Source organism: Lascolabacillus massiliensis (assembly GCF_001282625.1).
In the GTDB taxonomy this organism is placed as follows: domain Bacteria; phylum Bacteroidota; class Bacteroidia; order Bacteroidales; family Dysgonomonadaceae; genus Proteiniphilum; species Proteiniphilum massiliensis.
Map to the genome: position 1 here is coordinate 1,049,051 of NZ_CTEJ01000001.1, position 15,476 is coordinate 1,064,526.

Annotated in this window: 11 protein-coding genes; 10 read left to right on the forward strand and 1 reads right to left on the reverse strand. The window is 35.3% G+C overall.

Features of this window, described 5'->3' with window-relative positions; translation table 11 throughout:
• The first annotated feature begins 25 nt into the window (after positions 1-25).
• The 9 genes from BN1354_RS04295 to BN1354_RS04335 all read left to right on the forward strand — a co-directional run bounded on the left by BN1354_RS04295 (position 26) and on the right by BN1354_RS04335 (position 14,273).
• Positions 26-1,609 carry an alkaline phosphatase family protein gene (locus BN1354_RS04295; protein ID WP_045089554.1) on the forward strand — a complete coding sequence of 528 codons (1,584 nt, stop codon included), beginning with the start codon at positions 26-28 and terminating at the stop codon, positions 1,607-1,609.
• Between the two features lie 51 nt (positions 1,610-1,660).
• Positions 1,661-4,966 (forward strand): preprotein translocase subunit SecA, encoded by a 3,306-nt coding sequence (gene secA / locus BN1354_RS04300; protein WP_053826313.1) that lies wholly within the window; start codon positions 1,661-1,663, stop codon positions 4,964-4,966.
• A 178-nt stretch (positions 4,967-5,144) separates the two neighbouring features.
• Complete coding sequence (gene gyrA / locus BN1354_RS04305; RefSeq protein ID WP_053826314.1) at positions 5,145-7,751, forward strand: DNA gyrase subunit A; 2,607 nt, start codon at positions 5,145-5,147, stop codon at positions 7,749-7,751.
• A gap of 117 nt (positions 7,752-7,868) precedes the next feature.
• Positions 7,869-9,143: a tetratricopeptide repeat protein gene (locus tag BN1354_RS04310; protein WP_082331540.1), complete on the forward strand. Its 1,275-nt coding sequence runs from the start codon at positions 7,869-7,871 to the stop codon at positions 9,141-9,143.
• A 239-nt stretch (positions 9,144-9,382) separates the two neighbouring features.
• Positions 9,383-10,558: an AIR synthase related protein gene (locus BN1354_RS04315; RefSeq protein ID WP_045089550.1), complete on the forward strand. Its 1,176-nt coding sequence runs from the start codon at positions 9,383-9,385 to the stop codon at positions 10,556-10,558.
• Position 10,559: 1 nt separating this feature from the next.
• Positions 10,560-11,645, forward strand: coding sequence for a peptide chain release factor 1 (prfA, locus tag BN1354_RS04320; RefSeq protein ID WP_053826316.1), 1,086 nt, complete (start codon positions 10,560-10,562; stop codon positions 11,643-11,645).
• A 54-nt stretch (positions 11,646-11,699) separates the two neighbouring features.
• Positions 11,700-12,524 carry an orotidine-5'-phosphate decarboxylase gene (pyrF, locus tag BN1354_RS04325; protein ID WP_053826317.1) on the forward strand — a complete coding sequence of 275 codons (825 nt, stop codon included), beginning with the start codon at positions 11,700-11,702 and terminating at the stop codon, positions 12,522-12,524.
• An 86-nt stretch (positions 12,525-12,610) separates the two neighbouring features.
• Positions 12,611-13,048 carry a DUF4395 domain-containing protein gene (locus tag BN1354_RS04330; protein ID WP_045089547.1) on the forward strand — a complete coding sequence of 146 codons (438 nt, stop codon included), beginning with the start codon at positions 12,611-12,613 and terminating at the stop codon, positions 13,046-13,048.
• A 7-nt stretch (positions 13,049-13,055) separates the two neighbouring features.
• Positions 13,056-14,273: an HD domain-containing protein gene (locus BN1354_RS04335; protein ID WP_053826318.1), complete on the forward strand. Its 1,218-nt coding sequence runs from the start codon at positions 13,056-13,058 to the stop codon at positions 14,271-14,273.
• 31 nt (positions 14,274-14,304) lie between these two features.
• Here the strand turns inward: BN1354_RS04335 and BN1354_RS04340 are convergent, their stop codons facing one another.
• Entirely contained in the window at positions 14,305-14,790 is a 486-nt protein-coding gene (locus BN1354_RS04340; protein WP_052673140.1) for a YbaN family protein, read from the reverse strand.
• 149 nt (positions 14,791-14,939) lie between these two features.
• On the opposite strand from BN1354_RS04340, the gene BN1354_RS04345 reads away from it, so the two are divergent.
• On the forward strand, positions 14,940-15,434 hold the full coding sequence (locus tag BN1354_RS04345) for a low molecular weight protein-tyrosine-phosphatase (RefSeq protein WP_053826406.1): 495 nt from the start codon (positions 14,940-14,942) through the stop codon (positions 15,432-15,434).
• Positions 15,435-15,476: the final 42 nt, after the last annotated feature.

The window sequence follows — 15,476 nt, forward strand, 5'->3', positions numbered from 1 at the left end:
TTCAGATTAGGTCAATAATTGCTAAATGTTTAGAATAATAACTTCAATTGTCGCTTTTTTCTCTATTACAGCGATATTTGCACAAAATCCCACAGGTGAGGTACCAAAATTAGTAGTCGGTATTACTATTGATCAGCTTAGGGGAGATTACCTTGAGATGTTCAAGAGCACTTTTGGCAACAAAGGTTTTAACAGGCTACTAAACAACGGGTTAGTATATAAGAATGTGAATTATGACTTCCCGTATCTGGATAAGGCTTCAACAATAACATCGATTTTCACGGGAGCAAATCCATCTTATCATGGTATTACTGCAGAAAAAAAATTTTTACTTGCCAATAATATTGAAATTTCCAGTTTTCATGATGATAACTACCTGGGAAATTTCACGACCGAAAAATTATCACCATTATCAATAAAAGTTTCAACAATTGCAGATGAACTTAAGATAGCTTCGGGTGGACAATCTGATATTTTTGCTTTTGCTCCAGATGCATCTCAGGCTATGGCTGCAGGAGGACATGCAGCAAGTGGTGCCTACTGGATTGAGAATGAAGATGCCAAATGGGCAACAACTACATTTTATAAAACAAGACAGCCGGTCGTAGAGCAATTTAACCGCAGTCAGCAATCACTTACTTATACAATAAATAGTATTTCCTGGAAGCCTGCACTTCCAATTGAAAATTATAAAGCATTCCCATATACTAAAAACAGGTATAATTTTCAGCATTTCTTTGCAAACAATATCAAAGACAATGTAAAGAAGTTTAAGGAATCGCCCTACGTTAACAAAGAGGTTAATGATATGGCTATTAGAGTATTGGAGTCAAGTTCTTTAGGAACAAGAATGAATCCTGATTACCTGGCTGTTACATTTTATGCAGGAAACTTCTCCGGGGCTCTTGATAAAAACTACTCTATTGAGATTCAGGATACTTATTATAGATTGGACCAGGAGTTAGCAAGATTACTGGATAAAATTGATGAATTAGTAGGACTAAATAACACTCTTATATTTGTTGTATCTACAGGCTATTTTGATGAAAATGAGATTATCCCTGAGGGAATGGTTACTTCAGGTGGAACTTTCTATCCGGACAGGAGTCAGGCATTATTAAATATGTATCTGATGGCTCTGTATGGCAGAGAGCAATGGATTAAGAAATACTATAATAAACAGTTCTTTTTTGATAGAAAGCTTATTGAGGATAAGAAAATCGACCTGATAGAACTTCAGCAGAAAGCTGCAGAGTTCCTTGTACAGTCGGCAGGTGTTCAGGATGTTATCACTTCTTACCAAATGCTGCATGGTGCGTATAACCAAAATGTTCAATATTATAGAAACAGTTATTATAAGGGAATCTCAGGTGATCTTTTCCTGGAGCTCCAACCTGGATGGCAGGTTGTAGAACAAGGTTCTGATGATCATGAAAGAGTAAGAAATAATGCAATTAATGCACCGGCTATATTTTTTGGTAAGGATATAAAACCCCAGAAAATAAACCGTACAATTGAGGTAACAGATATAGCGCCAAGCGTTGCATACAGATTGCGTATACGTTCGCCAAATGCATCTGTGGGTGAAATACTGGAAGAACTTTTTTAAGGTTATTATTTTAACCTACAGGTAATAAAAAATAAAAATCAATATACTACTATGGGATTTAACAAAATAATATCAAAAATTTTTGGTAATAAAGCACAACGAGATTTGAATGAAATCAATCCTGTTGTGAAAAGAATAAAAGAGGTATACCCTGAGATTGAGAAGCTTTCTAATGATGAACTTAGAAACAGAACGAAAGATCTGGAAAAACAGATACGTGATTATGTTGCTGAAGAGAAACAGCAGATTGAACAGCTTAAAGCAGGTTTAGAGGAAGTTGAACTTGACAAGCGTGAACCAATCTGGAATCAAATAGATAAGATAGAAAAAGAGATTAATGAGAAATATGAGAAAGTGCTGGATGAAATACTTCCTATAGCATTTTCAATAATGAAAGATACAGCAAGAAGGTTTACACAAAATAATGAAATTGTTGTTACTGCTACTGAATTTGACAGAAATCTGGCTGCCAGTCACGATTTTGTGAGAATTGAGGGTGATAAGGCAATTTATCAGAACAGATGGATAGCCGGTGGTAATGAAATTACCTGGGAAATGATCCATTATGATGTACAGCTTTTCGGTGGAGTTGTTTTACATAGAGGTAAAATTGCTGAGATGGCAACAGGTGAGGGTAAAACATTAGTTGCCACACTTCCTGTCTTCCTGAATGCACTTACTCATGAGGGTGTACATGTTGTAACTGTGAATGATTATTTGGCCAAACGTGACTCTGAGTGGATGGGACCAATGTATATGTTCCATGGGCTGTCGGTTGACTGTATAGATAAACATGAGCCAAACTCCGATGCACGCCGTAAAGCATACGAAGCAGATATTACTTTCGGTACAAATAATGAGTTTGGCTTTGACTACCTGAGAGATAATATGGCTGTTTCTCCGAAAGATCTTGTACAGAGAAAGCATAATTACGCAATTGTTGACGAGGTTGACTCAGTTTTAATTGATGACGCCCGTACTCCATTAATTATATCTGGCCCGGTACCAAAAGGTGATGATCAGCTTTTTGATGAGTTTCGACCACGTGTTGAGATGATTGTAAAGGCACAAAGAGAACTGACTACTCAATTACTTGCTGAAGCAAAGTCAAAAATGGCTTCAAGTGATCCTAAAGAGCAGGAAGAGGGAGCACTACTTTTGTATAGATCATATAAAGGTATGCCAAAATATAAACCTCTAATTAAATATCTTAGTGAGCAGGGTGTTAAAGCGGCCATGCTAAAAACAGAAGCTTATTATATGCAGGAGCAGAATCGCAATATGCATATTGTAACTGACCCACTTTACTTTATAATTGATGAAAAGCTTCATAGTATCGAATTAACCGATAAGGGAATTGATTTGCTGACAGGTAAATCTGATGACCCACAGTTTTTTATACTTCCGGATATTGCATCTCAGCTTTCTGAACTGGAGAATGCAAATATGTCTGATGATGATAAAGCTGCGAAAAAAGATGAGTTATTACAGAACTATGCAATCAAATCAGAACGTGTTCACACCATCAATCAGTTATTGAAGGCTTATACACTTTTTGAAAAGGATGATGAGTACGTGGTAATAGATAATAAGGTTAAGATTGTAGATGAGCAAACTGGTCGTGTTATGGAAGGCCGTCGATATTCAGATGGACTCCATCAGGCAATTGAAGCCAAAGAGCGTGTAAAGGTGGAAGCTGCTACTCAAACATTTGCAACAATCACTTTACAGAACTTCTTCAGGATGTACAGCAAACTGGCAGGTATGACTGGTACAGCTGAGACAGAAGCAGGGGAATTTTGGGATATTTATAAACTGGATGTGGTAGTAATCCCAACAAATAAACCGATTATTAGGGATGACCAGAACGACAGGATTTATAAAACTAAAAGAGAGAAATATAATGCTGTTATAGAAGAAATTGAAAAGCTGATCAATAATGGTCGCCCCGTACTTGTGGGTACAACCTCAGTTGAGATTTCTGAGCTGTTAAGTCGTATGCTTACTCTTCGTAAGATTAAACATAACGTACTTAATGCAAAACTACATCAGCGTGAAGCAGAAATTGTGGCAAATGCAGGTCAAAGAGGCGTTGTAACTATTGCAACCAATATGGCTGGTCGTGGTACTGACATTAAGCTGACTCCTGAAGTGAAAGAAGCGGGAGGTCTTGCTATTATTGGTACTGAGCGACATGAATCTCGACGAGTTGACAGACAGTTAAGAGGTCGTGCCGGACGTCAGGGAGACCCTGGATCTTCTGTATTTTTTGTATCACTTGAAGATGATCTTATGCGCCTGTTTGCAACAGAAAAAATTGCAGGCCTAATGGATAGAATGGGTTTTGAGGAAGGTGATGTTCTGGAACACAGCATGTTGAGCAGGTCGGTAGAGCGTGCACAAAAAAAGGTTGAAGAGAATAACTTCGGAATTCGTAAACGTCTTCTTGAATATGATGACGTGATGAACTCACAACGTGAAGTAGTTTACAAACGTAGAAGACATGCTTTGATGGGTGAAAGAATCGATAATGATGTTGCTAACATGATTTCTGATACATCGAAGAATATAGTTGAAATGTATGAAGATGACTACGAAAACATGAAGCTGGAACTTCTTCGTGTAATGGCTCTCGATATTCCTTTTAAAGAGGAGGATATGAAAAAAATGCGCACTGCTGAAATGGTGGAAGCTGTTAAAGAGAGAGCATTTGAAACATTTAAACGTAAGACAGAGCGACTTGCCGAGATTGCACAACCGGTTATTAAACAGGTGTATGAAAATCAAGGTGCAATGTATGAAAATATACTTATTCCAATTACTGACGGAAAGAAGGTATATAACATTGCATGTAATCTGAAAGAAGCATATGAAACTGGCTCAAAGGCTCTGGTGAGAGCATTTGAGAAATCGATATTGCTGCATACAATTGATGAAAACTGGAAAGAGCATCTTAGAGAAATGGATGAATTGCGTCACTCAGTTCAAACAGCTAGCTATGAGCAGAAAGATCCTCTTTTGATTTATAAGCTTGAATCATTCAACCTATTTGGAACAATGATTAACAATATAAACTCAAAATCGGTATCCGTATTGATGCGTGGACAAATTCCTGTACAAGATCCGGGTAGTGTAAGAAAAGCAGCACCGGAAACAAAAACTGATTACAGTAAATATCGTACTCAAAAAGATGAAATGGAAGCTATAACCAGCTCTAGCAACCAGAATAGTGGAGAGGATGATCCTCAACGTCAAAAGCAAAAACTTGAACCAGTAAGGGTTGAGAAAAAGGTTGGAAGAAATGAGTTATGTCCATGTGGTAGTGGAAAGAAATATAAAAATTGCCACGGTAAATAAGTTATCTGTAAAGTACTAAAATAGCGTGACAGGGGTTAAAATAACCCCTGTTTTTTTTGTTAAAATCAAAGAAAAGTAGTACTTTAGTCTGGTTAAAAAAAAGGTATCTGAAATTAGTTATTCAGATGAAATATAACTACATAAAGTTTTTTTCTAGAACGAAAAATCACATTCAAATATGATTGATCAGGAAGATAGAATCATCAAGATTAATATCGAAGATGAAATGAAATCATCGTACATCGATTACTCGATGTCAGTGATTGTGTCTCGTGCATTGCCGGATGTAAGAGATGGTTTTAAACCGGTACACAGACGAATACTATTTGGAATGTCAGGACTTGGAAATACTCCTGATAAACCGCATAAAAAATCAGCAAGAATTGTGGGTGAGGTATTGGGTAAATATCACCCTCATGGTGACTCATCTGTATATTTCGCTATGGTGCGTCTGGCCCAGGAGTGGAATATGCGTTATACACTGATAGACGGACAGGGTAACATGGGTAGTGTTGACGGAGATAGTCCTGCTGCTATGCGATATACTGAAGCAAGATTAAATAGGCTTGCTGAAGAGATGTTGCGTGATATTGACAAAGATACAGTTGATTTTCAGCTCAACTTTGATGATACTTTGTCAGAACCCACAGTATTACCATCCAGAATACCTAATTTGCTGATCAACGGATCTTCAGGTATTGCTGTTGGTATGGCTACTAATATGGCCCCTCACAACCTTACAGAATGTATTAACGGTATTATTGCATATATAGACAACAGAGATATAGACATAAAGGGTTTGATGAAATATATCAAAGCCCCTGATTTCCCTACCGGTGCCTATATTTATGGGTATAAGGGTGTTGAAGATGCATTTGAGACTGGTAGAGGACGTGTTGTCATGCGCGGTAAAGCAGATATTGAATCTGGTAAGACACATGATAAAATAGTTATTACAGAAATTCCATATCTGGTAAACAAAGCAGCACTAATTAAGAATATAGCTGACCTTGTTGCAGATAAAAAGATTGAAGGAATTTCTAATGTTAATGACGAGTCTGACAGGCGTGGAATGCGAATTGTTGTTGACATCAAACGTGATGGTAATGCAAATGTAGTATTAAACAAACTATATAAGTTTACTGCTCTTGAATCTTCATTTAGTGTAAATAATATTGCTCTGGTAAATGGCAAACCTGAACTGTTGAATCTTAAGCAGTTGATCTCATATTTTGTTGATCATCGTCATGATGTTGTCACACGTCGCACTCAATTTGAATTACGTAAAGCAGAAGAGAGAGCTCATATATTAGAAGGATTAATTATTGCTTCAGATAATATTGATGAAGTAATATCAATTATTCGTAGTTCTTCTAGTCCTCAAACAGCAATTCAAAGTTTGATGGAGAGGTTTGAACTTTCTGAAATTCAAGCTCGTGCAATTGTTGAAATGAGGTTAAGACAGTTGACTGGCTTAGAACAGGATAAACTACGTTCTGAATATGAAGAGATACAAAAACTGATAGCCCGTTTAAATGAAATCCTTAATAATGAGGATGTTCTGATGCAGGTTATTAAAGATGAACTGATTGAAATCCGTGAGAAATATGGCGATGAGCGTCGTTCTGAAATAATTTTCTCTGCAGAGGAGATGAGCATGGAGGATTTTTATTCTGATGATGAAATGATCATTACTATTTCACACCTGGGATATATTAAACGTACACCACTTGCTGAATTTCATACTCAAAACCGAGGAGGAGTAGGGGCTAAAGGCACAGATACCCGAGAAGAGGACTTTGTTGAATATATTTACCCGGCTACAATGCATAATTATATGCTTCTGTTTACCAAAAAGGGTAAATGTTATTGGTTACATGTATATGAAATACCTGAAGGAACTAAAAATTCTAAAGGTCGTGCAATTCAGAATCTTCTTAATATTGACCCTGATGACTCTGTAACAGCTTTTGTGAGAGTAGATAATCTTACTGATGAAGAATATATCAATTCGAACTATTTGATATTCTGTACAGAACAAGGTATTATTAAGAAAACTCAGCTTGAAGCTTATTCGAGACCGCGTCAGAATGGAGTTAATGCAATTACCATTAAAGAAGGAGACCAAGTAATTTCGGTAAGATTAACTAATGGTAATCAGCATATTATACTTGCAAATAGAAATGGTCGTGCTATCCGTTTTGATGAGAATGATGTTAGACCAATGGGAAGAACTGCTACCGGTGTTAAAGGTATGACTCTTGACGAGGATGGTGAGGATATCGTAATTGGAATGATTTGCATGAGTCCTCAATCAGAAAATTCTATACTGGTTGTTTCTGAACAGGGTTATGGTAAAAGGACTAAGCTAAATGATGAAGACGGAGAACCGATATATCGTATAACCCGTAGGGGAGGTAAAGGTGTTAAAACATTGAATATTACTGAAAAGACGGGAAAACTTGTTGCAATCAAAAGTGTTACAGAAGACAACGATTTAATGATTATTAACAAGTCGGGTATAACAATACGTATGAATATTTCCGATATTCGCATCATGGGACGCGCTACTCAGGGTGTTCGTCTGATAAATTTGGAGAAAAGAAACGATCAGATAGCATCAGTATGTAAGGTGGACTCAGAAGATACCGATGATGAAATAGTGGAACTCGATAAAAAGGAAGAAATAGAAACATTTGATGTTCAGTATCAGGACGTAGATGTGGAAGTGGATGATGACCAGGAACCTTTAGAAGATCAGGATCTTGATAATGACCTTGAATAATGAGTTTTTTAATCAGTAAAATGATTCAAATTAAACTTTTTGATTTTTATCAGTCAAATTCAACAAGTAAACAAATAAGAAAATAATTTTATTTCAAACACAAAAAATATGAATGTAATGAGAAAAATCCTATTCCTTACAATTATTACCTTTATTTCTGCGGGCTCATTACTCGCACAAAAATCTGCACTTAGAGATTCAAAGAGATCATTAGGTCGCGACGATTTTAACGAAGCAAGAACTCTCATTCAACAGGCTGCACAGAATCCTGAAACATCTAATGATCCTGAAACCTGGAAAATCATGGGGGATATAGGTAATAAAGTATTTGACAACGAAAGAACTAAAGCAATGCTTGGTCAGGGTGCAAATGATAAAGTGATGTATGATGGACTTATGGAGTCATATGCTCCTTATCTGAAAGCAGATTCATTAGCTCAGCTTCCTGATGAAAAAGGAAGAGTAAGAAACAGAGTAAGAGGAGATATAGCATCTATTTTGCAGGCTAATCATCCTTTTTATATTAATGGTGGAGTCTACTATAACGATCAAGGTAATTATTCTAAGGCAGCTGATTTCTTTGAAGTATACTGGAATATCCCAACATTACCATTGTTTGAAAAGCCAGAATCAACTTTCTCATTGGACAGCACATATCAAACAATTAAATATTATGCTATCATCACAGCTATTCAGGCTGAACAGCATGAAAGAGCGTTAGCAATGCTTAAACGTGCTACTTCAGAGCCATTCATTGAAAATAGTTCATACCAGGAAAGTGATTTATATGAACTTATGGCAAGTGAGTATATTAATCTGGGTGATTCTGCTAAATATTTAGAAACACTTTATGTAGGTGCAGAAAAATTTCCAAAAAGCAAATATTTTATTCCTAACTTGGTAAATGTGTTCATTCGCGATGGACAAACTGACAAGGCTATAGAATACCTTGAACAAGCTATAGCAAATGACCCTTCTAATGCATGTGATTTAAATAGCGTGAAGGGTGCATTATTAGCAGAAAGAGGTGATTATGAAGGTGCTGAAGCTGAATACAATAAAGCGCTATCACAGGATCCGAACTGCGAAAGAGCTCTTGAAGCTTTAGCTGTAAACTATATTCTGCAAGCACAAAACATAAAGGAAGCTTCAATTCAAATTACTGACAGACAGCAGCAAGTTGCTAATGATGAAAAAGCTGTTAAATTATATCAAGCATCATTAGTTCCACTAGAAAAATATGCAGAATTGCTTAAATCAAGAAATGCTAACGAATCTGAAAAGCAATCTGCATTACTGAAACTTAGAAATGTTTACTACAATCTAAGTAATATGGGAATTGATAAATCGAAAGAGATGGAAGCAGTTGAAAAAGAACTTAATCTCAACTAATTCATTTTTTCTCATGAAATAATAGAGTGGCATCGTTTTAAAAGCGGTGCCACTTTTTTCTTTATATTGATTTTGATTTAAAACATTCTATTAAACATAATAGGTATTATATTAATTTACTATACAATATTTATCCAAGTAAAAATTAGTATCTAGAATTACTTCAACAATTAATTGAATGTTCGTCTCATACATTTTTAGTACTTTTGTATTTCAAAATTTAGAGAATAAAAAAACCAATGGCAAATAATCAACGATATAACCGACGCGGTGTTTCAGCATCGAAGGAAGATGTGCATAATGCTATTAAGAATATTGACAAGGGATTATATCCTAAAGCATTCTGTAAAATTATTCCTGATTATCTCGCGAATGATCCTGAATATTGCAATATAATGCATGCTGACGGTGCAGGGACAAAATCTTCACTCGCTTACCTTTACTGGCGTGAAACTGGTGATATGTCTGTATGGAAAGGTATTGCTCAGGATGCTTTAATAATGAACGTTGATGATCTTTTATGTGTTGGTGCCACAGATAACATACTGGTATCATCAACAATTGGAAGAAATAAAAATTTGATTCCCGGAGAGGTTATCTCAGCCATTATAAACGGAACAAATGAGCTTTGTGAAGAGTTGTCGGAATTAGGAGTAAGACTGTATCCAACTGGTGGTGAAACAGCAGATGTTGGAGATATTGTTCGTACAATTATTGTTGACAGTACCGTTACATGCAGAATGAAGCGCTCAAATGTGATTGATAATGCAAATATTCAATCAGGTGATGTTATTGTAGGATTATCATCAACCGGACAGTCTACGTATGAAAAAGAATATAATGGAGGTATGGGCAGTAACGGATTAACATCTGCCCGTCACGATGTGTTTGCCAACTATCTTGCTACTAAGTATCCGGAGAGTTATGACAATTCTATACCTGAAGATCTGGTCTATTCAGGTAAAATGAATTTAACAGATAAAATTGAGAGTCTTGGTTTAGATGCAGGTAAACTGGTTTTATCCCCTACTCGTACCTACTCCCCTATTATATCACTCATATTGAATGAGTTAAGAGGTTGCATACATGGTATGATCCACTGTTCAGGTGGAGCACAAACTAAAATTATGCATTTCCTAGGTGAAGGACTCAAAGTGGTAAAAAACAATATGTTCCCTACTCCACTGCTTTTTAATTTAATTCAGGAGCAATCTAAGACTGAGTGGGAAGAGATGTATAAAGTATTTAATATGGGCCACAGAATGGAGATTTATTTACCTGAACAGTATGCTAAAGAGGTTATAGATATTTCTCATTCATTTAACATTGACGCTCAAATTGTAGGCTATGTTGCTGAGTCTGATACCAGAGAACTGATCATAGAAAGTGAACACGGTAAATTTATTTATTCATAACATGTCGGACAAATCATTACTAGATAAATTAGAACACTTAGTATCAAGATTCAAGGAAGTAGGTACTTTAATAACAGATCCGGAAGTTATTTCGGATATGGATCGATATGTAAAGCTTAATAAAGAATATAGTGATCTGCAAAAGATTGTTGATGTCAGAAATGAGTATAAGAATGCTTTAGACAGTATTGCTGAAGCTAAAAGTATACTAGAAAATGAGTCAGATTCAGATTTAAGACAACTTGCGAATGAGGAATTATTATTAAATAATGAGAAGCTGCCGAAACTTGAAGAACAGATAAAGATTCTGTTAATTCCGTCAGATCCTGAAGATTCCAAGAATGTTATAATGGAAATTCGTGCCGGTACAGGTGGTGATGAAGCCTCAATTTTTGCAGGTGACTTATATAAAATGTATACAAAATACTGTGAATCAAAAGGATGGAAAACCGAAGTAACAAGCTTTACAGAAGGAACCTCGGGTGGTTACAAGGAAATTATTTTCAAAGTTACAGGTGCAGATGTATATGGAACCTTAAAATATGAATCTGGAGTTCACAGAGTTCAGCGTGTACCGCAAACTGAAACCCAGGGAAGAGTTCACACTTCTGCTGCAACTGTTGCTGTACTACCTGAGGCAGAAGAGTTTGATATTGAACTGAACCCCGCAGATATCGATTTCCATACAGCCCGATCAAGTGGTGCCGGAGGTCAGAATGTAAATAAAGTGGAAACAAAAGTTCAGCTAACTCATAAGCCTTCCGGTATTGTTGTTGTATGTCAGCAGGCCCGTTCACAGCTCCAAAACAGAGAGTTAGCGATGCAAATGCTTCGTACTAAATTATATGATTTGGAACTTACTAAACGCCAGGGAGATATTGCATCTCGAAGAAAAACAATGGTATCAACAGGTGACCGATCGGCAAAAATACGTACCTATAATTATCCACAAGGCCGAATTACTGATCACCGTATTAACTATACCATATACAACCTATCAGCTTTCATGGATGGAGATATTCAGGATGTTATTGATAACCTGATGGTAAGTGAAAATGCCGAAAGAATGAAAGAGGCAGATCTATAATTTTAATCCACTATTTATACTATTATTAAGGGCTATCTACAAAAAAGAAATAAAATGACTAAACAAGATATTTTTAATCAGATAAAAAAGAAACAATCATTTCTGTGTGTTGGTCTGGATACCGACTTAACTAAAATACCACAATATCTGCTTGAAAATGAAGATCCAATATACACTTTCAACAGGGCAATAATTGATGCTACAGCTCCCTATTGCGTAGCTTTTAAACCTAACCTCGCATTTTATGAGAGCGAGGGTATTAATGGTTGGTTAGCATTCAGTAAAACAGTTGCATATATTCGTCAAAGATACCCTGAAATGTTCATAATAGCTGATGCTAAACGAGGAGATATAGGAAATACTAGTGAGATGTATGCGGCTACATTTTTTAATGAAATGGATCTGGATGCTGTAACAGTGGCTCCTTATATGGGTGAAGACAGTGTAAAACCATTCTTAGGTTATAGAGACAAATGGGTGATTTTATTGGCTCTTACAAGTAATCGTGGATCGCATGACTTCCAGTTTACAAAAGATGAAAATGGTGAACGACTTTTTGAGAAAGTACTAAAAGTTTCAAAAGAATGGGCAACAGAAGATCAAATGATGTATGTTGTTGGTGCAACCCAGGGTAAATTATTTGAAGATGTTAGAAAAATAGTTCCTGATCATTTTATTTTAGTTCCGGGTGTTGGTGCTCAGGGAGGTTCGTTAGAGGAAGTTTGTCAATATGGGATGAATAAGAGCTGTGGCCTTTTGGTAAACTCTTCCAGAGGAATAATTTATGCAGATAATAGTGAAGATTTTGCTCTTTCTGCAGGTAAAGAAGCCAGAAAGATACAATTGGAAATGAAAGCTTTATTAGAAATATATCTTTAATAGATAATACTTTTTAATATTACGATACAACTTTTTTCTGTTATATTCAGTTATATAAATAGTATTTCAAATAAAAATTATTATTTATGAAAAAAAGTATATCAAAAAATCATGTAAATGAAAAGATAGTTCGTATCGTAGCCGGTCAGGTTGTTTTAATTACCATATTACTGTTGCTTACAGAGTGGAGAATACTTGCTTATTTTTTAATTATTGATTTTGCATTACGTGCATTTACAACAATACCTTCACTGTTAGCTTTAAATGCAAAAGGTATTTCAAGAACATTCAATTTAACACCCAAACCTATTTTTGCACCTCCTAAGAAGTTTGCAGCTGCAATTGGATTCTTATTTACTGTAACAATAGCAGTACTACTATATATGGGTTTAATAACAGGAGCATATGTTGTAGGGGGTATATTAATATTTTGTGCCGCACTTGAGGCTTTCTTAAATATCTGCATCGGTTGCTATGTATTTAATTGGTTAGTTGCACCATTTATAAAAACCAGAGGTGTATAAAAAAATAATGAAACGAAAAATTATAAATGATCCTGTATTTGGATTTATAAATATCCCCGATGATTTTATTTACAATATAATTCAGCATCCTTATCTACAAAGACTTAACCGAATAAAACAATTAGGACTTGCTGCATTTGTTTACCCGGGTGCTCAGCATACCAGGTTTCACCATTCAATAGGCGCAATGTTTTTAATGGATGAAGCCTTGAAAACACTTAAGGAAAAAGGACATGAAATAACAGCAGATGAGTGGGATAGCTCGTTAGCTGCAATATTAATGCATGATATTGGACACGGACCATTTTCTCATGTACTTGAACATGCCCTGGTTACAGATATTCATCATGAAACAATTTCTTACCTCATGATGGAGCAAATGAACAGAGAATTAGATGGTAAGCTAAAAACTGCCATAGATATCTTCACAGATAATTATCCGAAGAGATTTCTTCATCAGCTGGTAAGTGGTCAACTTGATGTTGACAGACTGGATTATCTGCGAAGAGATAGTTTTTTCACTGGTGTCGTAGAGGGTAATATTGGCTCAGCACGAATAATAAAGATGCTTGACATTAAAGACGATAAAATTGTAGTTGAATCCAAAGGAATTAACTCAATAGAAAATTTTCTAATGTCACGACGTCTGATGTACTGGCAGGTATATTTACATAAGACAGCTATGGCAGCTGAGAAAATGCTAATTAATACGCTAAAAAGAGCACAGGAACTTTCAATTGATGGTGAAAAACTTTTTGCCTCACCTGCACTTTCATATTTTCTGTCAAAAAAAACCTATTTAGAAGATTTTGAGAATAATGGAGAAGGATTACGTAGATTTATAGAGCTTGATGATAATGATATATGGTCAGCTTTGAAAGTATGGACCAATCACAAGGATACTGTTCTATCAATTCTAAGTAATGGAATGATCAATCGTAAGTTGTTTAAGATAGAGATAACAGAGAATGCAGTAGATGAAAATAGAATAGATTTGTTTTTGGATAAATTTGTAAAAAGATACTCTCTGTCTCCCCATGAAGCATCATACTTTATTAGTTCAGATATCATAACAACAGATATGTATAATGAGAAAGATGATAGTATTGATATACTATACAAAGATGGAACAATAAAGGATATATCAAAAGCTTCGGATATGTTGAATATAGAACTACTTTCAAAAAAAGTAGTAAAGCACTATTTTGCTTATTTAAGGGACTAAGTATAGATGCAGAATATATATGTATTAAACACTATTCTGATTGATCTTTTGGTTTATCCTGAGCTGTAGGTACAAAAAACCATACTACAACAGCACCTACCAGACCTAATGACAAAATGACCATTCTTAATGTAATATCTTTAATGACAATAAAAGATGAAAACATAACCATTGAGGTCATAAATATTATAATACCTATTTTACCTTTTCTGGTTACACCTTTCCTTTTGTGATAGTTCCTTATACGTGAACCTAATATCTTATTATTTAAAAGCCAGTTGTAAAGTCTGTCTGAACTCTTTGCATACAAATAAGCAGACAGTAAAGCAAAAGGAGTTGTTGGAAGTCCCGGAACAATTATGCCAATAATAGCAAGAGCAAGTGATAAGGTTCCTCCAATTATATAAAGGCTTCTAATAATGCGACTCTTTTTTATCTGTGATTCTAACTTTTTCTCAGAAATTGCAACACTTACTTCAATAGAGTTAGATTTATTTTCGATTTTATTTTTATTCATCTTGAAACTGTGAAGTTTATGATACAAAGATAGCTATTTATTCAATTCTTACAATTCTGATGTCAATAGCTTTAATTAAATTTGGGAGCTTCGTAGATAACTATTATCTTTGTATAATTGTTAAGGTTATAAAAACTCCATTAAAGCTTATGGATTCAACACTAAAAAATAAGAAAACCCGTTTACTTTTTGTTTGTCTCGGTAATATTTGTCGCTCACCAGCCGCTGAGGGTATTATGCAAACATTAGTAAATAAAAATGGACTTCATGACATCATAGAAGTTGATTCTGCAGGTACCTCCGGATGGCATGAGGGGGATTTGCCTGATGAGCGTATGCGTGCCCACGGGGAAAGAAGAGGATATGATATTAGTAGCCTTGCAAGGAAATTCAGAAAATCTGATTTCGATAACTTTGACTATATAATTGTAATGGACGATAATAACTACAACAATGTAAAGTCATTGGCAAGTAATAAACTGCAAGAAGATAAAATAAAGAAAATGACAGACTTTTTAATTCAATATAAAAATCACGATGAAATCCCAGATCCATACTATGGTGGAGCTACTGGATTCGAACTAGTGCTTGATTTATTGGAGGATGCATGTGAAGGTCTGATGCATAAAATAATTAATTCATAATAAATTTATCCATACTTTTATTTCGATAAGATATAATAAAAA